Origin of the sequence: Mesorhizobium sp. BH1-1-5, from assembly GCF_020165615.1 — a bacterium.
Taxonomy (GTDB): Bacteria; Pseudomonadota; Alphaproteobacteria; order Rhizobiales; family Rhizobiaceae; genus Mesorhizobium.
Map to the genome: position 1 here is coordinate 187,488 of NZ_JAIUIM010000007.1, position 19,659 is coordinate 207,146.

Here is a 19,659-nt window from a genome sequence, read left to right on the forward strand (position 1 = left end):
GCTTTTTTCTTTGATAGGCCGCAGGCTGAAGATCAAGCGGCGGCCGAAACCTTTGCGTCGGTTGCGACTTCCGAGATCGTCTTCAAGACCTGCGAAGCGATCTGGTAGGGGTCGCCCTGCGAGTTCGGGCGACGATCTTCCAGGTAGCCCTTGTAGTCGTTCTTGACGAAGGAGTGCGGCACGCGGATCGAGGCGCCGCGGTCCGCGACGCCGTAGGAAAACTTGTTCCACGGCGCGGTTTCATGCTTGCCGGTCAGGCGCTTGTCGTTGTCCGGACCGTAGACGGCGATGTGATCCATCAGGTTCTTTTCGAATTGCGCCATCAGCGCCTCGAAATAGGCCTTGCCGCCGACTTCGCGCATGTAGCTAGTCGAGAAGTTGCAGTGCATGCCCGAGCCGTTCCAGTCCGTATCGCCGAGCGGCTTGCAGTGGAACTCGATGTCGATCCCGTATTTCTCGGTCAGGCGCAGCAGCAAGTAGCGAGCCATCCACATCTGGTCGGCGGCCTTCTTGGAGCCCTTGCCGAAGATCTGGAATTCCCACTGACCCTTGGCCACCTCGGCGTTGATGCCTTCGTGGTTGATGCCAGCGGCGAGGCAGAGATCGAGATGCTCCTCGACGATCTGGCGGGCGACGTCGCCGACGTTCTTGTAGCCAACGCCGGTGTAATACGGGCCCTGCGGAGCCGGATAGCCGCTTTCGGGGAAGCCCAGCGGCCGGCCGTCCTTGTAGAAGAAATACTCCTGCTCGAAGCCGAACCAGGCGCCCTCGTCGTCGAGGATGGTCGCGCGGCTGTTCGATTCATGCGGGGTGACGCCATCGGGCATCATGACTTCGCACATCACGAGAACACCGTTGGTGCGGGCCGGATCCGGATAGACGGCGACGGGCTTCAGCACGCAGTCGGAGCTGCGGCCCTCGGCCTGGTTTGTCGAGGAGCCGTCGAAACCCCACAGTGGCAGCTGCTCGAGCGTCGGGAACTCGGCAAATTCCTTGATCTGGGTCTTGCCGCGCAGGCTGGGGGTCGGGACGTATCCGTCGAGCCAGATATACTCGAGCTTGTATTTGGTCATTCCAGTGCCTCTCGTTGCTTGGACGCCGCCATGGCGGCATCGATGCATGGCCGGATCAAGCCGGCCTGCCGATGATTAAAAAAGCAAGTCGTATGCCACTTAGATTTCACGGGGTGCGGCAAAATGGTCATGGCAAGGCGTTGATTTGCCGAGCCGCCTCAGCAATGCGTCCGGATTGTTCAGGCACCAATATTGCTTAAATAATGTGCATAAGATGATCTTTTGATGGGCATATTGCCTAAAGGAATCGCAGAACCTATTTTGGTGGAAAGATGAATCGATACGCTCCTGAAGAGACAAGGAGACCGGCCATGCAAGTCACGCCATCGCGCCCGTCGGCAAAAATCCTGATGTTCCCACTTGCAGCACGCAAGTCTGCCTCAAATTTAGGCGCCAAGGCCAAATTCGCGGCAGAACTTGCAGCGCTTCGCGGTGAGCAGGCCGATTTCGACGGCTGGTACCATGAAGCGGCCATCGAGGAAGAAAACCAGCGCAACGGCTGATCGTCTCTTCGAGGCTCAGGAACGGCAAAGCCCGGCGCGATCGCTAGCGCCGGGCTTTCTGTTTCAGCGGGTGATCGAGGTCAGTCCTTGGTCTGCAGGTCGGTGCCGAGCGTATCCCTGACGAAGATCATGCCGATGATGAGCGACATTGCCGCGATGATCACCGGGTACCAGAGACCGTAGTAGATATCGCCCTTATAGGCACTGAGCGCGAACACCGTCGCCGGCAGCAGGCCGCCGAACCAGCCATTGCCGATGTGGTAAGGCAGCGACATGCCGGTGTAGCGGATACGGGTCGGGAACATCTCGACCAGGATCGCGGCGATCGGCCCATAGACCATGGTGACGAACAGCACCAGGATGAACAGGATGCCGATCGTCATCGGCCAGTTGATGGCTGCCGGATCGGCGGTCATGGCGAAAGCGCCGCCGCCGGGGATGTTGTAGACGGTGACTTCCGGCGCGCCGGCTGCCTCATCCTTGGTCAGTATCTTGTCGGCGATCGCCTTGTCGGTCGGAACTGCCGTCTTCTCGCCGCCGCGAATGGCCACGGCGTCGAGCTTCAGTTCGGGATTGGCCGCGATGAAGGCGTCGAGCTTCTGGTCCGCCACCTTGGCCGCGGCGCGCTTCAGCGGATAGCCGCCGTCTTGCAGCGACATGTTCACCGCCTTGACGAAGGCTGCGTCCTTGGCCTTGGCCTGATCTCCCGCGGCGACGGTGTCATAGGAGGCGACCGTCTCGTTGCCGATCTTGACCGAAGCCGCGGTGCCAGGCGCTGCCGTGGTCACCACATCGTAAGGCACCGAATTCTTGGTCAGGAACGAGGTCGCGATGTCGCAGGAGGTCGTGAACTTCGCCGTGCCGACCGGGTTGAACTGGAACTTGCAGTCGCCGGGCGCCGCCGTCACCGTCGCGCGCGTGTTCTGCTGCGCGGTAGCCAGAGCCGGATTGGCGGCCCAGGTAAGCGCCTTGAACAGCGGGAAGGTGCAGACGATGCCGAGTGCGAGGCCGGCCATGATGATCGGCTTGCGGCCGATCTTGTCCGACAGCCAGCCGAACACGACGAAGAAGATCGAGCCGATGGCAAGCGCGATAGCGATCATGATGTTGACCGTCTGCGCTTCGACCTTCAGCACGTTCTGCAGGAAGAACAGTGCATAGAACTGGCCGTTGTACCAGATCACCGCCTGGCCGGCGGTCAGGCCGAGCAGCGCCAGCAGCGCGATCTTGGCGTTCTTCCATTGACCGAAAGCTTCCGTCAGCGGCGCCTTGGAGCCCTTGCCCTCTTCCTTCATGCGCTGGAAGGTCGGCGACTCCGAGAGCGACAGCCGGATCCAGATCGAAACGGCGAGCAGCACGAAAGAAACGATGAAGGGAATGCGCCAGCCCCAGGCGGCGTAAGTCTCCTTGCTGAGCGACCCTTGGACGATCAGGATGACAATCAGCGACAGGAACAGGCCGAGCGTCGCCGTCGTCTGGATCCACGACGTGTAGAAACCGCGGCGGTCGTCCGGCGCGTGCTCGGCGACGTAGGTCGCGGCGCCGCCATATTCACCGCCGAGCGCCAGGCCCTGCAGCATGCGAAGCCCGATCAGGATCACGGGCGCCGCAATGCCCCAGCTGGCATAGCCGGGCAGCAGGCCGACCAGGAATGTCGACAGGCCCATGATCGTCATGGTGACGAGGAAGGTGTACTTGCGGCCGACGAGATCGCCGATCCGGCCAAACACCAGGGCGCCGAACGGACGCACGAGGAAGCCCGCGGCAAAGGCCAGCAACGCGAAGATGTTGCGCGTGGCTTCCGGGATTGTCGGGCTGAAGAAGGTCGAGCCGATGAAGGCGGCGAGCGAGCCGTAGAGATAGAAATCGTACCATTCGAAAACGGTGCCGAGCGAGGAGGCGAAGATGACCTTCTTCTCCTCCCGCGTCATGCCGCGGCTGGTTCTGCCGGCGGTCGAAGCCATTGCCATTGATATTTCCTCCCGTGAGATCCCGTCTGTCCTCGATGACTGCGCGCCACCATCCGTGCTCCTCCGAACGCGGACTCAAAAACGCAGCCAACGAAGAAAAAATGACAGAAAGGGCGGGCCAAAGGCACCGCGACAATGGGATTATGACTTTGGTATTAGGTGCGCTGCGAAAGCGACACAGTGTGTGGAGTGGCTCGGCTCTGGGGATCGCCGATCCACTCCAGGTTTTGTTTACGCAATTGCGGACGGAAAACCGCTACGCACTTTTCCTGGAATTGCTTTGGCCTTGCAGCGCCTCGAGCAGGCCGACCGCCGCCATCATGTCGCGCTTGCGGGCCGAGCGGCGGGCGACCGCCTCTGCATCCTGACCCCAATGCTCGATCTGCCAGTCCTCGTCGACATGAGCCGCGGCCCAGGCTTCCTCGCCGTCGAGCTCGCCGAAATCGACAGCCAACGCCAGAAGCGCCGATCCGGTCAGGGATGTCATGACATGGATGGCGGCCAACCGCATCGGCTCGGCACGCTGGCCAAGATGCGCGCCGAGGACGGCGATGGTCTCGCGCGGCTGCTCGACATGGATGACGCCTTCGGCAAGGTTGAAGTGCGCGCGAAGGTGGCCGCGCGCCCAGTCGAGCACCGGATCCCAGAATTTGTTCTGGCGATCGACCAGTCCCTGCGGGCCGTCGGCCCGGTAGCACAAGAGATCGGACGAGGCGAAGCGCAGCACATCCTCCAAAACCGCCTGCGGATCGGAGGCGACGCCGTCGATGGCGGTGTTGACGAGCCGCATGACGGGCATCGTCACCGGATCGATGACCTCGCTTTGCGCGCTGAATTCATCGGCCACGAGCGCTGCAGCCTTTTCGGTCGGCAGCGCCATCACGGCCTTGCCCGGCGTGCGCACAGGCCGGCCGTCCAGATGAACGGCAAAACCATTCTCGACGGGAGCCAGCGAAACGGCCTTGTAGAACCGCTTCGGCAGCGGCGTCTTCATCTGGATCTGGGCGCGGCGCACGGGATCGGGATCGGACAGCAGCTTGCCGGCTTCGAGGTCTTCGAGGATGTCGCGCATGCCGAACTCCTTAAAGCAATTCCAGGAAAAGTGTGAAGCGGTTTTCCGTCCGGAATTGCGGCGAACGCCTATGGTGCTGGCTGCCTGCGCGCCGAGCGGTTGACGATGATCAGCCCGGCGGCGATCAGGCCGAGCGCCAGGATTATCCTGGCCGTCGGCGGCTCGCCGAGCAGCACCGCGCCGCACAGGACGCCGAACACCGGCGACAGGAAGGCGAAGCTCGAGAGGCTTGCCGCCGGATAGCGCGTGAGCAGCCAGAACCACAACACATAGGTGAAGGCAACGATATAGAAAGACTGGAACAGCAGCGCCAGTGTCGGCAAGGCGGCAACCGCGCGGATCGGCGGGCCGGCGAAAGGCATCACCAGGGCACCTACAATGGCGGCGCCGGCCAGCTGATAGAGCAGCAGTTTCTCCGCGCGCGTCTCGACCAGCTTCGACCGCTTGATGACGATGCTGGTCGCCGCCCAGAGAATGCCCGAGCCGAGACTGAGCAGATCGCCTGTCAGTGTCGCGTCGCTGCCGGCAGAGATACCGTCGGAGAAAACCGCCGCGAGGCCGCAGAAGGCGAGAACGAGACCGCCGAGCTTGCGCGCGTTGATGCGCTCGCCAAGCAGGAAATGACCGCCGATCAGCACCCAGAACGGCATGGTGTTGACCAGGAGCGTGTTGCGGGCAACGGTCGTGTATTCGAGCCCGATATAGAGGCAGAGGAATTCGACGCCGAAGAGCACGCCGACGACGATGCCGGCGGCCAGCGTCCCATCCGCTTCGAACAGCTTGATGCCGCGCAGCCGGCACCATCCGAGCACGCAGGCTCCCCCGATCAGCGAACGGGCGATCGAGACGAAGACAGGATCGTAACCCGCATAGGAGACCTTGGCGGCGACGTAGTTCAGCCCCCAGGAGAAGGTCAGCCCGACCATGATGGCCGCCGCCGCCATGTCGACCGCATCGCGGCGATCCAGTACGGGCGCAGCTGTCAAACCTCAGTCCTCCGCGCTCTGTTCGTCGAAGCCGAGCAGGTTCCAGCTCTGGCGCATATGCGGCGGCATCGGCGCCGTCACGTCGATCACGCCCTGGTCGGGATGCGGGATGACGATGCGGCGGGCATGGAGATGCAGCCGGTTCTGGATGCCGCCTGGGAAATCCCAGTTAGTATCGGCCTCGAAATATTTGGGATCGCCGATGATCGGGCAGCCGATATGGGCGGCATGAACGCGAAGCTGGTGTGTGCGGCCGGTATAAGGCTCCATTTCAAGCCAGCTCATGGTCTGTGCCGCTTGCTCGATGATGCGGTAGAAGGACACAGCGTGGTCGGCGCCTTTTTCCCCATGCGCGGCCACGCGTACACGGTCGCCGTCCTCAGTCGGCTCCTTGATCAGCCAAGTCGAAATCTTGTCCTCGCGCTTCGGCGGCACGCCCTTGACCAGCGCCCAATAGGTCTTCTTGGTTTCGCGCGCGCGGAACGCTTCCGAAAGCTTCATCGCGGCAAGACGGGTGCGGGCCACCACCAGCACGCCGGACGTGTCGCGGTCGAGGCGATGGACGAGGCGCGGCTTCTCACCCTTCTGGTTGCGCCAGGCCTCCAGCATGTCGTCGACATTGCGGGTGACGCCCGAGCCGCCCTGCACCGCCAAGCCGGCCGGCTTGTTGAAGACAAAGACCTTCGGGTCCTCATGCAACAGCATCTTGGCGAGCACATCGGCGTCGCCCTGGTTGCGGATCGAGTGGCCGGTGAGCGCGGTATCGCCCTTCTTGTCGACCTCCAGCGGCGGCACGCGCACGGTCTGGCCCGGCTCGACGCGCGTGTCTGCCTTCACCCGGCCGCCGTTGACGCGGACCTGGCCGGAGCGCAAGAGCTTTTGCAGGTGGCCGAAGCCGAGGCCCGGATAATGGACCTTGAACCAGCGGTCGAGCCGCATGCCCGCCTCGCCGGCCTCCACCGTGATCTGTTCAACACTTGCCATGACTTCGCTTTTCCATTCGAAAGCGGGCCATAGCACTAAGGCGAGGATGTTGCGAGCCAAAGGCCCAACAAAGCCGGACGATTACCCCAACGTCGCGCTGGATGCCGACCAGGCTATTCGCTCAGTCGCCGGAATATGGCGGCGGAACGGCGCAGATCGTCGAGCGCGTCAGGAATCGTTTCTCGCGGCCATTGTCGAGCGAGAACATGCCACCCCTGCCCTTCACCACATCGATGGTCAGGTCGGTGTGCTTCCACGCCTCATATTGCGAGGCGCTGATATAGACCGGCGTGTCGCCGATCTCGCCGAGCTTCACGTCGTTGTCGCCGATCATGAGCTCGCCGCGCTGATAGCACATCGGCGACGAGCCGTCGCAGCAGCCGCCGGACTGGTGGAACAGAACCGGGCCGTGATCGGCGATAATCTCGGCAAGCAGCGCCTTGGCCTCCGGTGTGGCCGACACTTTGCCCAATGAAGCACTATCCATCGAAACCTCCTCCAAATGACGGGAGGACGCGGGTGAACCGCGCCCTCCCTTCGGCCCTGGGAGGATCAGAAGAAGCCGAGCTTCTTGGGGCTGTAGCTGACCAGCATGTTCTTGGTCTGCTGGTAGTGGTCGAGCATCATTTTGTGGTTCTCGCGGCCGATGCCGGACTGCTTGTACCCGCCGAAGGCGGCATGCGCCGGATAGGCGTGGTAGCAGTTGGTCCAGACCCGCCCGGCCTGGATGGCGCGGCCGAAGCGGTAGCAGCGGTTGGCGTCTCTGCTCCAGATGCCGGCGCCCAGGCCGTAGAGCGTGTCGTTGGCGATCGACAGCGCTTCGTCATCGTCCTTGAAGGTCGTCACGGACACGACGGGACCAAATATCTCCTCCTGGAAGATACGCATCTTGTTGTTGCCCTTGAACACGGTCGGCTTGACGTAGTAGCCGCCGGCAAGGTCGCCCGGCAGATGGTTCTGCTCGCCGCCGGTCAACACCTCGGCGCCTTCCTGGCGGCCGATGTCGAAGTAGGACAGGATCTTTTCCAGCTGCTCGCTCGACGCCTGCGCGCCGATCATGGTGGCGGGATCGAGCGGATCGCCCTGGACGATCGCCTCGACACGCTTCAGCGCGCGCTCGATGAACCTGTCGTAGATCTTCTCATGCACGAGCGCGCGGCTGGGGCACGTGCAGACCTCGCCCTGGTTGAGCGCGAACATGACGAAGCCCTCGATCGCCTTGTCGAAGAAATCGTCGTCTTCCGCCGTCACGTCCTGGAAGAAGATGTTGGGCGATTTGCCGCCAAGCTCGAGCGTCACCGGAATGAGGTTCTGGCTGGCATATTGCGAGATCAGGCGGCCTGTCGTCGTCTCGCCGGTGAAGGCGATCTTGGCAATGCGGTTCGACGAGGCGAGCGGCTTTCCGGCCTCGAGGCCGAAGCCGTTGACGATATTGAGCACGCCTTCGGGCAAAAGGTCACCGATGAGGTCGGCCCACAGCATGATCGTTGCCGGGGTCTGCTCGGCCGGCTTCAGCACCACGCAATTGCCGGCGGCAAGTGCGGGCGCGAGCTTCCATACAGCCATCAGCAGCGGGAAGTTCCAGGGAATGATCTGGCCGACGACGCCGAGCGGCTCGTGGAAGTGATAGGCGACGGTGTCGTGATCGATTTCGGAGATCGAGCCTTCCTGGCCGCGCAGCACGCCGGCGAAGTAGCGGAAATGGTCGATGGCCAGGGGGAGATCGGCGGCGGTCGTCTCGCGGATCGGCTTGCCGTTGTCCCAGGTCTCGGCGAGCGCCAGAAGGTCGAGATTGTCTTCCATACGGTCGGCGATGCGGTTGAGGATCAACGCGCGTGCCGCGGGGCTGGTCTTGCCCCAGGCGTCCTTGGCCTTGTGAGCGGCGTCGAGCGCGGCATCGATGTCCTTGGCATCCGAGCGGGCGATCTCGCCCAACGGCCGGCCGGTGACCGGCGAGATGTTCTCGAAATACCTGCCTGAGAGCGGTGCTGCCCACTTGCCACCGATGAAGTTGTCGTAGCGCTTGGCGAACGGAACCTTGGCCGTGCGCGAGAATTCCACCTTGTTCATCGCATCCTCCCAAAAACCACGCCGCGGGATGCGGCGCGCTGGAGAGGAAGGGTCGCGGATCGACGCCGGCTTGTCAGCCCGGGGCCGATCGATCGCCGGTGCCGACTGTCGCAGAACTGCGACAGGTCATTTTGACATTTCACCGAAATGACAGCTTGTTTCAGTGCGGGCGGCGTATGCCGAAACGCGCGAGCTTGCGATGCAGCGTCGCGCGCGAGATGCCGAGGCTCTGCGCCGCCGCCGAGACATTGCCGCCGGCGCGCGCCATCGCCCGCTGCAGCGCGCCGCGTTCGGCGTCGTCGAGGTCTTCGGCAGCCTTGGCGGAATCGCCGAGAACATCGGCAGCCAGCAGTCCCTTGGCCAGGACTTCGCCGGTAATGCCAAGCGCTAGGCGCGCCGACCGGGTCGCGCCGATCACCAGGTCGTCCTGGTCGACCGCGATCAGCGCGCCGGCGCCGCGTTCTGCGACCGGCGCCAAAAGGATGCGGGCATTGGAGTAGAACAAGCGGAAATTTTCCGCCTCGATGCGGCGCGCGGCATCGCCCACCGCGACCGAGATAAGCTGGACGAAGCCTTCCGTCAGGTCCGAGCGGCAGGACGATACGTCGAGCGCGGCCGCCAGATTGCCTTCATGGTCGTAGACCGGTGCCGTGGTGCAGCTCATCAGCGTGTTGCGCGAAAAGAAATGCTGGTCGCGATGGATGGTTAGCGCCCGCTGTTCGGCAAGGCAGGTGCCGATGCCGTTGGTGCCTTCACTGTCCTCGCTCCAGACCGTGCCGGTCCACAGGCCCCATTCGTCGAAGGTTTCGTCGTCGGCGACCGCGCCCCGGCGCTCGACCGGGGTGCCGTCGCGATCGGCCAGCATCACGCAGCAGCCGACGCCGCCTACCGCCAGATAGAGCCGGTTGAGGCTTGCTTCCGCCGCGCGGATCATCCGCTCCATACGCTGACGGGCCCACCGCAATTCAACCTCGGTCAGCCGCCTGGGCGCCGTGCGTTCTGCCGGATCGAGGTGATGCAGTTGCAGGGAGCGCTGCCACGAGGCGACCAGCGCCGAACGGGCCGCGTCGCTCCTGGCGATCGAGGCCTGGACAAAATCCGCATGACCGGCTGCTTGCCGTCCGCTCAAGCCATCCTCCCAGCGAGCGGATCCTCCTTCCGCTCGTTGTCGTTATATCCGTACGGATATATCCGATGGAAGAGTTTTAACGGCGGGAGCCTCGCGGCGCTATAGGACGTTGGTTCAAGAGTGGGTTTCGCTGGTTCGGCTGGATATCGGCCGAACCAGGGCTGCGGCCTGGTGCAAAATCAGTTGGCGGCGGCCTTCGGCTTGGACGAGCCGATCATCTTCCAGTTCTTGTAGAAGATGGAATTGATGCGTTCCACACTGACCGAGACGATGGCGAGAAGGCCGGCGATCAGCTTCGGGAATGGGGACGGCCGGATGATATCGACAAAGACGCAATAGCGGCGGCCATCATATTCGTTGACCGAGCGGTGGAACAGCGTGTCGTCGAAGATGAACAGCGGGTTGTCGTACCAGTAGTTCTTCTTGCTGCCGCACTGCACGAAGATCTCCGCCTTCACCGGGATCAGATTGTAGAGGATGCGCAGGCTGAGGCGCAGCGGACCGAAATGCCAGGATGTGGATTCGCGCTTGCTGAAAACGGATACCGCGATCGTCTTGATGTATTTGTAGTCCTTGTTGAATTCGGGAACGTTGTCGATCTTGTGCTTGCCGTACCACTGGTAGACATACATGCCGCGCCGGCCAGCGCCGAAATTGGCGTCGATGTCGGCGATGATCTCGTCCTTGCGGGCCTTGAAGACGCCCAGGACCTCGTTGATCTCGCGCTGATAGTCCTCAGGGAACTGCTCGGGCTTCCAGACCCCGGGGTTGCGATAGCAGAGGAGATCGACGATCAGGTTGAACGGCGCCAGCAGCCAGGTGAACAGGCCATTGCCGAGGAAGTAGCGCTCGAACAGGTTCCGGTTCTTCTGGTCGTTGCGCATGACGTCGATCAGGCCGCAGGCGACCCAGATCGCCGTGATGATTGGAATGAAGTAGAAAGCGAGCGCGAGGACCACGACCGCGATGGCGGCCTTGCGGAGCGTCTTGACGGTTTGCTTTGTCATTGTCATTCGCGCGGGAGCGCGATCCTGTTCCATTAGCCAAAATCACGGCGACCCCCGCCTGCCGTGCGTCTTGATAAGATTTTTTGTTTCCCGGCACAATGCCGCCGCACCGGTCCGGGTGGTCGGTCGGAGCAGATATTTGGAGTTTTTTACTCCACTTTATCTCAATGCACGGCCGGTAAGCCAAGCTCGTCCCATCTGTCTCTGGGGATAGGATCGCCGACCAGGAACTCGAAGCCGACGACGCTTTCGCCATCTCCGGCGAGCTCGCAATTGAACTTCAGCCCGTGCCAGTTCCGGCGACTGCGAAAGGCGGCGCCCTCCGCCTCGATCGTGGTGCCCCTCACCTTCTCCTCGGCGGTTGCGTAAGGCACGACGCGCTTCGATTGGAAGTCCGGACACCATTTGTGGATCTGGTCCTGGGCCTCGATATTGCAAAGCTGCACCATACGCTCCTCGGAGGCGAAGGTTGCCAGGTCCGCGCGTGCATGCCGACTGCGCGGATCGGCCAGTGTCTTTCCCGACAGCATTTCGCCCGCATGGATCATGGCGGGCTGGGTGGAAGGTTGCGGAGCAGTCGGTTTAGCGCGGGTTCCGGCTTTGGCACCTGCGGCGGTGCTTCCATTGCCTGTGCCGGCGTCGGCCGCGTCGCGGCTTCGAACTGCCGGGGCGTCAGAATGTCGACCGAGACCCGCTCTTCCTCCAGCCGTTTTGGCGGCTTGGGCAGCGGCATCAACACCAGCACCGCGGCGAGCAGCGCGTGCAGGGCGATCGATGCGGGTATGCCCCATGGCGCGGCTTCGCGACGAAGCGTGCCGACCGCAGGGGCACGCAACTCAACCGTTCCGTTCGCTGCGCAGCTTTGCCCAGTATTCCAGCCGCTTGCGGATATCGCGCTCGAAACCGCGCTCCGGCGGATCGTAGAAAGCGCGCCGACCCATCTTCTCCGGAAAATAGTCCTGGCCCGAAAACGCGTCCGGCTCGTCATGGTCGTAGCGATAGCCGGCGCCGTAATCTTCCTGCTTCATCAGCTTGGTCGGCGCGTTGAGGATGTGTTTTGGCGGCAGCAGCGAGCCGAACTCCTTGGCGGCCGCGGTCGCAGCCTTGAAGGCTGTGTAGAGGGCGTTCGATTTCGGCGCCGTGGCCAGATAGACGGTGGCCTGGGCGAAGGCGAGCTCGCCCTCGGGCGAGCCGAGATAATCATAGGCGTCCTTGGCGGCATTGGCGACGACAAGCGCCTGCGGATCCGCAAGCCCGATATCCTCCACAGCCATGCGCACCAGCCGGCGGCCGAGATAGAGCGGATCCTCGCCGGCATCGAACATGCGGGCAAGATAGTAGAGGGCCGCATCCGGATCGGAACCGCGCACCGACTTATGCAGCGCCGAGATCAGATTGTAATGGCCGTCCTGGCCCTTGTCGTAGATCGGCGCGCGGCGCTGGATGACGCGTTGCAGGCCCTCAGGGCTGAACACCTCGCCTTTTTTCGCGGCGCGCCAGACTTCCTCGGCCAGTGTCAGCGAGGCGCGGCCGTCGCCGTCCGCCATGCGGATCAGCATCGCGCGCGCCTCTTCATCGAGCGGCAGCGGCCGGCCCTCGGATTCTTCCGCCCGAGCCAGAAGCTTGGCGATGCTTTCCTCGCCCAGCGAACGGAACACCAGAACGCGCGCTCGCGACAGAAGCGCTGCATTCAGCTCGAAGGACGGGTTCTCCGTGGTGGCGCCAACCAGCACCACCGTGCCGTCTTCCATCACCGGCAAAAAACCGTCCTGCTGGGCGCGGTTGAAGCGATGGATCTCGTCGACGAAGAGCAGCGTCTGGCGGCCGTTGGCACGCCTGAGCTTCGCCGCCTCGAAGACCTTCTTGAGATCCGCGACGCCGGAAAACACGGCGGAGATCTGCTCGAAGGCAAGATTGGTCTCGCCGGCCAACAGCCGCGCCACCGTCGTCTTGCCGGTGCCGGGCGGACCCCAGAAGATCATCGAGCCGAGCGAACCGGAATCGATCAGCCTGGTCAGCGCGCCGTCGGGGCCGGTCAGATGCTCCTGGCCGACGACCTCGCCTAGGTTCTTCGGGCGCAGCCGATCGGCCAGCGGTCGCCCGGGCGCCACTTTCTCCGGTTCATCGGAACTGAACAGATCGGCCATGCAAGTCTTTTGGTTGAAAAGCGATCCCGCTCGTTTTGGAGCATGATCTTACCCGAAAACCGGTTCCCACTTTTCGGGATCATGCTCTAAATGGGAAGACCACCTCAGTAGCGCAACACCTGGCGCAGTATCTGCCCGCCGCGCTCGACGGTAAAGCGCCACCAGCGCGTGTCCTGCTGGGCAACCTGCGCCAGCGTCGCCGCGGTGTCGATGGTGGTGCCGTTCACCTCACGCACGATGTCGCCGGGCTGGAAGCCGAAATCGGCGGCCGGCGAATCGCGGCTGATATCGATGACGGTGACGCCCTTGAGATCGGTGCGAAGGCCAAGCCGCTGGGCAAGCCTGGGCGACAGTTCCGCGACCTTGGCGCCCGAAAAGGGACTGCGGCCGCGCAAGGTGACTTCGCTGGGCTTGGCACCTTCCGGCGCGCGCTCCAGCGGGATCTCCAGCGTCGCCTGCTGCCCCTTGCTCAGCACGGCGAAGGTCGCCTTGGTGCCGATCGACAGCGTCGCCATGCGGTAGTCGAGCGCCTCGATGCTTTCGACTGGCGTGTTGTTGAGCGACAGGACGACGTCGCCAGGCTTCAGGCCCGCCTTGCCCGCTGGCCCCGTGGCGTCCACCGTGGAGACCAATGCGCCGGTCGGCTTTTCCATGCCAAGGGATTCGGCGATCTGCGGGGTCACCATTTCGAATTCCGCGCCGATATAGGGACGCTCGAAGAAGTCCAGTCCGGCCTTGGCGGCGTCGGCGAAGGCGCGCACCATGTTAGAGGGAATGGCGAACCCGATGCCGATCGAGCCGCCGCTGCGGCTGTAGATGGCCGTGTTGATGCCGACCAGCTGGCCGCCCATGTTGATCAGTGCGCCGCCCGAATTGCCAGGGTTGATGGCCGCATCGGTCTGGATGAAATAGCCTGAATCCGAGACGCCGATATGGCTGCGGGCAAGCGCCGAGACGATACCGCTGGTGGTGGTCTGGCCGACGCCGAACGGGTTGCCGATGGCAAGCACCAGGTCGCCGACCTCGAGTGCGTCGGAATCGCCGATGGCAATCACCGGGAACGGCTTGTCGGCCGAGATCTTGAGCACGGCGAGATCGAGCGTCTCGTCCTTGAGCATGACCTTCGAGGTGAACTCGCGGCCGTCCGCGGTCGCGACCTTAACCTCGTCGGCGTCCTTGATGACGTGGAAATTGGTGACGATGACGCCGCTCGGATCGACCAGCACTCCCGAGCCCAGCGAGGACTGCGCGCGCGGCTGGGCGCGGCCGAAGAACTCCTCGAAGAAGGGATCGCCCTCGAAGGGCGAGGTCACTTTGGCGGTCTGCGAGGCATAGACATTGACCACCGCCGGCGCCGTCTGCTTGACCAGCGGCGCGAAGGAGAGCTGCACCTCCTCGCGGCCAAACGGCACGCGCTTGTCGGGACCGGACGTGCCGTTCTCGCCTTCGACGCCATGCAGGAGATCGGTCAGCACATCGGAGAGGCCCGGATCAGCCGGCTTGGCGGCGTCCTCGGCAAAAGCCTGTCTTGCGGCCGGTGCCGCGGCGAAGACGGCCAGCGCGCAAACCGCGACAAGAAACAGTCGTTTGAGGTGCATTCCGAATCCTCCAGATCGGGCGCCATTGTCCCGACGATTGTGCAGAATGAAAGGCTAATGCACACAAATGCGGCGCTTGTCGCGCAAAAGCGTGAGCCCGGATCTGAAATTCCGCTCGCCCGGCTCAAACCTCTTCCATATGCAAAAGGGGCCCGTAGGCCCCTTGAAGTCATTGACGAAAACGCCGGCCTCAGGCGGCCGCGGTTTCCTCATTGGTGCCTTCTGCCTCGATGCGGGCGCGGTCGCCGGCGCCCTTGGCCGAAGTGTCGCGGTCGACGAACTCGATGACCGCCATGGCAGCGTTGTCGCCCTTGCGGAAGCCTGCCTTCATGATGCGCAGGTAGCCGCCGTTACGGGTGGCGTAGCGCGGGGCGAGGGTTTCGAACAGGCGCTTGACGACGCCTTCATTGCCGATCTGCGCGATTACCTGGCGGCGGGCGTGCAGGTCGCCGCGCTTGCCGAGCGTCACCAGCTTCTCGACGATCGGACGCAGGTCCTTCGCCTTCGGCAGGGTGGTGACGATCTGCTCGTGCTCGATCAGAGACACGGCGAGGTTGGCGAACATCGACTTGCGGTGGCTGATGCTGCGGGCGAAACGACGGCCTTTGAAACCGTGGCGCATGGCTCTTTTCCTTCTTCAGTTGTTCAAGAGGCCACGGCCTCTGATGGTTTTCCGCATGACCGTCGGATCGAGCGGCTCACGCCGCCGATCCTTGGAATTCATGCTCAATATTGGTCTTCGTAACGTTTTGCGAGGTCTTCGATGTTTTCCGGCGGCCAGTCCGGCACTTCCATACCGAGATGGAGGCCCATGGCGGCCAGCACTTCCTTGATCTCGTTCAGCGACTTGCGGCCGAAGTTCGGGGTGCGCAGCATCTCGGCTTCGGTCTTCTGGATCAGGTCGCCGATATAGACGATGTTGTCGTTCTTCAGGCAGTTGGCCGAACGCACCGAAAGCTCGAGCTCGTCGACCTTCTTGAGCAGTGCCGGGTTGAAGGCGAGCTCGGTGACGGCTTCGGCCGCGACTTCCTTTTGCGGCTCGTCGAAGTTGACGAAGAGCGCGAGCTGGTCCTGCAGGATGCGGGCGGCGAAAGCGACCGCGTCCTCGCCCGAGATCGAGCCGTTGGTCTCGATCGTCATGGTCAGCTTGTCATAGTCGAGAACCTGGCCTTCGCGGGTGTTCTCGACCTTGTAGGAGACCTTCTTGACCGGCGAGTAGAGGCTGTCGACCGGGATCAGGCCGATCGGCGCGTCCTCGGCGCGGTTGCGCTCTGCCGGCACATAGCCCTTGCCGGTGTCGACGGTGAACTCCATACGGATCTCGGCGCCCTCGTCCAGCGTGCAGATGACGTGGTCGGGGTTGAGGATCTCGACATCGCCCACGGTCTGGATGTCGCCGGCGAGCACGGCACCCGGGCCCTGCTTGCGCACGACCATGCGCTTGGGACCATCGCCTTCCATGCGGATGGCGATTTCCTTGATGTTGAGCACGATGTCGGTCACGTCCTCGCGCACGCCGGCGATGGACGAGAATTCATGCAGCACGCCGTCGATCTGCACGGCGGTCACAGCCGCGCCGCGCAGCGAAGACAGAAGCACGCGCCGCAGCGCGTTGCCCAGCGTCAGGCCAAAGCCGCGTTCGAGCGGTTCGGCCACCAGCGTGGTCAGCGTCTTCTTCTTCGACGAGAACTCGATCTTGTTCGGCTTGATCAGTTCCTGCCAGTTTTTCTGGATCATAAATGTCTTCCTTCCTTTGCCCCGCCACCATCCAATCGTGGCGGGCGACACGGAAAACCGCGGAGGAACGCCGTGGCGTTCGCGCGGCGCTTAAAAAATCAGACGCGGCGCTTCTTGCGCGGACGGCAGCCATTGTGCGGGATCGGCGTCACGTCGCGGATCGAGGTGATGGTGAAGCCGGCCGCCTGCAGCGCGCGAAGGGCCGATTCACGACCGGAGCCGGGTCCGCAGACCTCGACCTCGAGCATACGCATGCCGTGTTCCTGCGCCTTCTTGGCGACGTCCTCGGCAGCCATCTGGGCGGCGAACGGGGTCGACTTGCGCGAACCTTTGAAGCCCTGGGCGCCGGCCGACGACCAGGCAATCGAATTGCCCTGCGCGTCGGTGATGGTGATCATGGTGTTGTTGAAGGTCGAATTGACGTGGGCAACGCCCGACGAGATGTTCTTGCGTTCGCGACGGCGAACACGAGCGGCTTCCTTGGCCATGGTAGTCCTTTCAGTTGATCTCTACACCGCCGTAATGCCAGCGGCTCCACCTTAGAAGCGAGTAGTGAGTAGGGAATGGCGAGTAGGGTCCCTACTCGCTAACGGCTACTCACTATTCGCTCAATTACTTCTTCTTGCCGGCGATCGCCTTGGCCGGGCCCTTGCGGGTGCGCGCATTGGTATGCGTGCGCTGGCCGCGAACCGGCAGCGAGCGGCGGTGACGCAGGCCGCGGTAGCAGCCGAGGTCCATGAGCCGCTTGATGTTCATCGAGACTTCGCGGCGCAGGTCGCCTTCGACCTGGTAGTCGCGGTCGATCGTCTCGCGGATCTGCAGCACTTCCGCGTCGGTCAGCTGGTTGACGCGGCGATCCGCCGGGATGCCGACCTTGTCGACGATCTCCTGGGCGAACTTCTTGCCGATGCCGTGAATATACTGAAGCGCAATGACGACGCGCTTGTTGGTCGGAATGTTGACGCCGGCTATACGAGCCATTTTCTTCTCTTTCTCCATTTGGGCCGGACAAGCCGGCGCTATCGAAGTTGCCCCGCGTCCGGTGGAGGCCGGCCCTCGCGGGAGTTTCCTGGTTCAAAGCAACTGCCTTGCCCGCAAGGGCAAGCAAAGTCCATGCCTGATAGGAAGACGGGCCGCCATACCCCAAGGGCCCAATCCAGTCAAGCGCAATCTTCAATTGTCGCCAAGCGCAATCTTTAATTGCCGGCCCGGCTCACTTCGCCGCAGCCGCGAGCACCTTGCCGATCTCGGTGGTCACTGCATCGATGCTGGCCATGCCGTCGACGGTCTTGAGCTTGCCTTTGGCGTAGTAGTAGCCGATCAGCGGCGCCGTCTTCTTGTAGTATTCGCGCAGGCGTTCCTCGAACACCGCCGGGTTGTCGTCCTTGCGCACCGGCTGGCCGGCGGCCTTGGCATCCTCGGCGCGTTTGACGATTCGGCCGACCAGCGCCTTGTCGTCGACGACAAGCTCGATGACGGTGTCGAGCGCAATGCCGCGTTCGGCGAGCATGGCCTCGACCGCGTCGGCCTGGACCAGCGTGCGCGGATAACCGTCGAGGATGAAACCCTTGGCGCAATCCGGCTGATCGATGCGTTCGGCGACGATGGCGTTGACGATTGCATCCGAGACCAGCTCACCGGCATCCATCACCGCCTTGGCGCGCTTGCCGACCTCGGTTCCGGCTTGGACGGCGGCACGCAGCATGTCACCCGTCGAGAGTTGGGGGATGCCGTGTTTTTCTACCAGTCTTTGTGCTTGCGTCCCCTTGCCCGCTCCTGGCGGCCCAAGCAATATCAGCCTCATCTGCTCCTCTTCCCCCCGCGCAACTTCGACTTCTTGATCAGGCCCTCATACTGGTGCGCGATCAGGTGACCCTGAATCTGCGCCACCGTGTCGAGCGTGACACTGACCACGATCAGAAGCGATGTGCCACCGAGGTAGAAAGGTACGCCAGTCGCCGAAATCAGGAATTCCGGCAGCAGACAGACCAGCACCAGGTAGATGGCGCCGATGACGGTGATACGCGTCAGAACATAGTCGATATATTCGGCGGTGCGCTCGCCCGGACGATAGCCCGGGATGAAGCCGGAGTGCTTCTTGAGCTGGTCGGCGGTGTCCTTCGGGTTGAAGACGATCGCCGTGTAGAAGAAGGCGAAGAAGACGATCATGCCCGCATAGAAGATCATGTAGAGCGGCTGGCCGTGGCCGAGCGAAGCCAGGACCGTGCTTGCCCAGGCCGGCAGGTTCGTCGCCTGCGAGAAGCCGGCGACCGTCGCCGGCAGAAGTAGCAGCGAGGACGCGAAGATCGGCGGGATGACGCCCGAGGTGTTGAGCTTCAGCGGCAAATGCGAGGTATCGCCCTGGAACATGCGGTTGCCGACCTGGCGCTTCGGATACTGGATGAGCAGGCGGCGCTGGGCGCGTTCGAAGAACACGATCACGGCGATGACGACGATGGCCAGCACGATGATTGCCAGAATGAGGCCTGTCGACAGCGCTCCCGTGCGGCCGAGCTCCAGCGTGCCGGAGATGGCCCGCGGCAGGCCGGCGACGATGCCGGAGAAGATGATCAGCGAGATGCCGTTACCGATGCCGCGCGCGGTGATCTGCTCGCCGAGCCACATCAGGAACATGGTGCCGCCGACCAGCGTGACGACGGTCGAGATGCGGAAGAACATGCCGGGATCGTTGACGATGCCGTTGCCGCCTTCGAGGCCGATCGAAATGCCGTAGGCCTGGATCAGCGCCAGGAGCACGGTGCCGTAGCGCGTGTACTGGTTGATGATCTTGCGGCCCTGCTCGCCTTCCTTCTTCAGCGCTTCCAGCGACGGGATGACCGACGTCATCAGCTGCATGATGATGGAGGCGGAGATGTAGGGCATGATGCCCAGCGCAAAGATCGCCATGCGCTGCACGGCGCCGCCGGCGAACATGTTGAACATGCCGAGCACGCCCTTGCTCTGCGAGGAGAAGGCCTGGGCGAAGGCGTCGGGATTGATGCCGGGAAGCGGTATGTAGGTGCCGAGGCGGTAGACAAGCAGCGCGCCGACAGTGAACCAGATGCGCTTCTTGAGATCCTCGGCCTTGGCGAAGGCCGCGAAATTCAGATTGGAGGCTAGTTGTTCAGCAGCCGAAGCCATGCCTGATTCTCCGCTAGAGCATGGTGCCGAAAAGTGTGGAGCGGTTTTCGGACAACGTCATGCTCTACTTCATTGATTTCCATGTCACGCTCGATGCCCGCAGCTCAGGCGGCGCGTGTCACCGAAGCTCACGAGATAAGCTCCGGACCGTAAACATGCAAGCGGCCGCGTTGACGCGGCCGCCCAATTCACCAGATCAAAGTGCGGTTCGACGGAAAATGCGAATCATCCCGATCGGCCGC

The 19,659-nt window shown here is 63.0% G+C and carries 20 protein-coding genes; 1 reads left to right on the forward strand and 19 read right to left on the reverse strand.

Annotated features, from left to right (window positions below):
• Positions 1-32: 32 nt before the first annotated feature.
• The gene (locus tag LB572_RS11925; RefSeq protein WP_140803012.1) at positions 33-1,073 is read right to left on the reverse strand and encodes a glutamine synthetase beta-grasp domain-containing protein; all 1,041 of its coding nucleotides are present in this window, start codon (positions 1,071-1,073) and stop codon (positions 33-35) included.
• Positions 1,074-1,384: 311 nt separating this feature from the next.
• Between LB572_RS11925 and LB572_RS11930 the strand changes: the two genes are divergently transcribed.
• Positions 1,385-1,576 carry a DUF2735 domain-containing protein gene (locus tag LB572_RS11930; RefSeq protein WP_140803040.1) on the forward strand — a complete coding sequence of 64 codons (192 nt, stop codon included), beginning with the start codon at positions 1,385-1,387 and terminating at the stop codon, positions 1,574-1,576.
• Between the two features lie 80 nt (positions 1,577-1,656).
• On the opposite strand, the gene LB572_RS11935 is transcribed toward LB572_RS11930, so the two are convergent.
• The 18 genes from LB572_RS11935 to secY all read right to left on the reverse strand — a co-directional run bounded on the left by LB572_RS11935 (position 1,657) and on the right by secY (position 19,417).
• Positions 1,657-3,546, reverse strand: coding sequence for an MFS transporter (locus LB572_RS11935; RefSeq protein ID WP_224667852.1), 1,890 nt, complete (start codon positions 3,544-3,546; stop codon positions 1,657-1,659).
• Between the two features lie 256 nt (positions 3,547-3,802).
• A complete protein-coding gene (locus LB572_RS11940) occupies positions 3,803-4,618 on the reverse strand; it encodes an ATP12 family chaperone protein (protein WP_224667853.1) in 816 nt (271 codons plus the stop codon).
• A gap of 68 nt (positions 4,619-4,686) precedes the next feature.
• Positions 4,687-5,562 carry a DMT family transporter gene (locus LB572_RS11945; protein WP_224667915.1) on the reverse strand — a complete coding sequence of 292 codons (876 nt, stop codon included), beginning with the start codon at positions 5,560-5,562 and terminating at the stop codon, positions 4,687-4,689.
• Between the two features lie 45 nt (positions 5,563-5,607).
• A complete protein-coding gene (locus LB572_RS11950; protein ID WP_224667854.1) occupies positions 5,608-6,588 on the reverse strand; it encodes an RluA family pseudouridine synthase in 981 nt (326 codons plus the stop codon).
• 121 nt (positions 6,589-6,709) lie between these two features.
• Positions 6,710-7,075: a DUF779 domain-containing protein gene (locus LB572_RS11955; protein ID WP_224667855.1), complete on the reverse strand. Its 366-nt coding sequence runs from the start codon at positions 7,073-7,075 to the stop codon at positions 6,710-6,712.
• Between the two features lie 65 nt (positions 7,076-7,140).
• Positions 7,141-8,658 carry an aldehyde dehydrogenase gene (gene adh, locus LB572_RS11960; protein WP_140803007.1) on the reverse strand — a complete coding sequence of 506 codons (1,518 nt, stop codon included), beginning with the start codon at positions 8,656-8,658 and terminating at the stop codon, positions 7,141-7,143.
• Positions 8,659-8,818: 160 nt separating this feature from the next.
• Positions 8,819-9,787 (reverse strand): helix-turn-helix domain-containing protein, encoded by a 969-nt coding sequence (locus LB572_RS11965; RefSeq protein WP_140803006.1) that lies wholly within the window; start codon positions 9,785-9,787, stop codon positions 8,819-8,821.
• A 179-nt stretch (positions 9,788-9,966) separates the two neighbouring features.
• The gene (locus LB572_RS11970) at positions 9,967-10,794 is read right to left on the reverse strand and encodes an aspartyl/asparaginyl beta-hydroxylase domain-containing protein (RefSeq protein WP_224667856.1); all 828 of its coding nucleotides are present in this window, start codon (positions 10,792-10,794) and stop codon (positions 9,967-9,969) included.
• Positions 10,795-10,958: 164 nt separating this feature from the next.
• The gene (locus LB572_RS11975; RefSeq protein WP_224667857.1) at positions 10,959-11,342 is read right to left on the reverse strand and encodes a DUF930 domain-containing protein; all 384 of its coding nucleotides are present in this window, start codon (positions 11,340-11,342) and stop codon (positions 10,959-10,961) included.
• Positions 11,339-11,629 carry a hypothetical protein gene (locus LB572_RS11980; RefSeq protein ID WP_224667858.1) on the reverse strand — a complete coding sequence of 97 codons (291 nt, stop codon included), beginning with the start codon at positions 11,627-11,629 and terminating at the stop codon, positions 11,339-11,341. Before LB572_RS11980 ends, LB572_RS11975 begins: the two co-directional genes overlap by 4 nt.
• Before the next feature lies 1 nt (position 11,630).
• Positions 11,631-12,941 carry a replication-associated recombination protein A gene (locus LB572_RS11985; RefSeq protein WP_140803003.1) on the reverse strand — a complete coding sequence of 437 codons (1,311 nt, stop codon included), beginning with the start codon at positions 12,939-12,941 and terminating at the stop codon, positions 11,631-11,633.
• 104 nt (positions 12,942-13,045) lie between these two features.
• Positions 13,046-14,539: a DegQ family serine endoprotease gene (locus LB572_RS11990; protein ID WP_224667859.1), complete on the reverse strand. Its 1,494-nt coding sequence runs from the start codon at positions 14,537-14,539 to the stop codon at positions 13,046-13,048.
• 190 nt (positions 14,540-14,729) lie between these two features.
• A complete protein-coding gene (rplQ, locus tag LB572_RS11995) occupies positions 14,730-15,161 on the reverse strand; it encodes a 50S ribosomal protein L17 (protein ID WP_224667860.1) in 432 nt (143 codons plus the stop codon).
• Between the two features lie 104 nt (positions 15,162-15,265).
• Complete coding sequence (locus LB572_RS12000; RefSeq protein ID WP_040983001.1) at positions 15,266-16,276, reverse strand: DNA-directed RNA polymerase subunit alpha; 1,011 nt, start codon at positions 16,274-16,276, stop codon at positions 15,266-15,268.
• 98 nt (positions 16,277-16,374) lie between these two features.
• The gene (rpsK, locus tag LB572_RS12005) at positions 16,375-16,764 is read right to left on the reverse strand and encodes a 30S ribosomal protein S11 (protein ID WP_006205444.1); all 390 of its coding nucleotides are present in this window, start codon (positions 16,762-16,764) and stop codon (positions 16,375-16,377) included.
• Between the two features lie 124 nt (positions 16,765-16,888).
• Positions 16,889-17,257, reverse strand: a complete 369-nt coding sequence (gene rpsM, locus LB572_RS12010; RefSeq protein WP_027170351.1) for a 30S ribosomal protein S13 — start codon at positions 17,255-17,257, stop codon at positions 16,889-16,891.
• A 232-nt stretch (positions 17,258-17,489) separates the two neighbouring features.
• Complete coding sequence (locus tag LB572_RS12015) at positions 17,490-18,080, reverse strand: adenylate kinase (protein ID WP_140803000.1); 591 nt, start codon at positions 18,078-18,080, stop codon at positions 17,490-17,492.
• Entirely contained in the window at positions 18,077-19,417 is a 1,341-nt protein-coding gene (secY, locus tag LB572_RS12020; protein WP_140802999.1) for a preprotein translocase subunit SecY, read from the reverse strand. The genes LB572_RS12015 and secY overlap by 4 nt, the downstream gene beginning before the upstream one ends.
• Positions 19,418-19,659 lie beyond the last annotated feature (242 nt).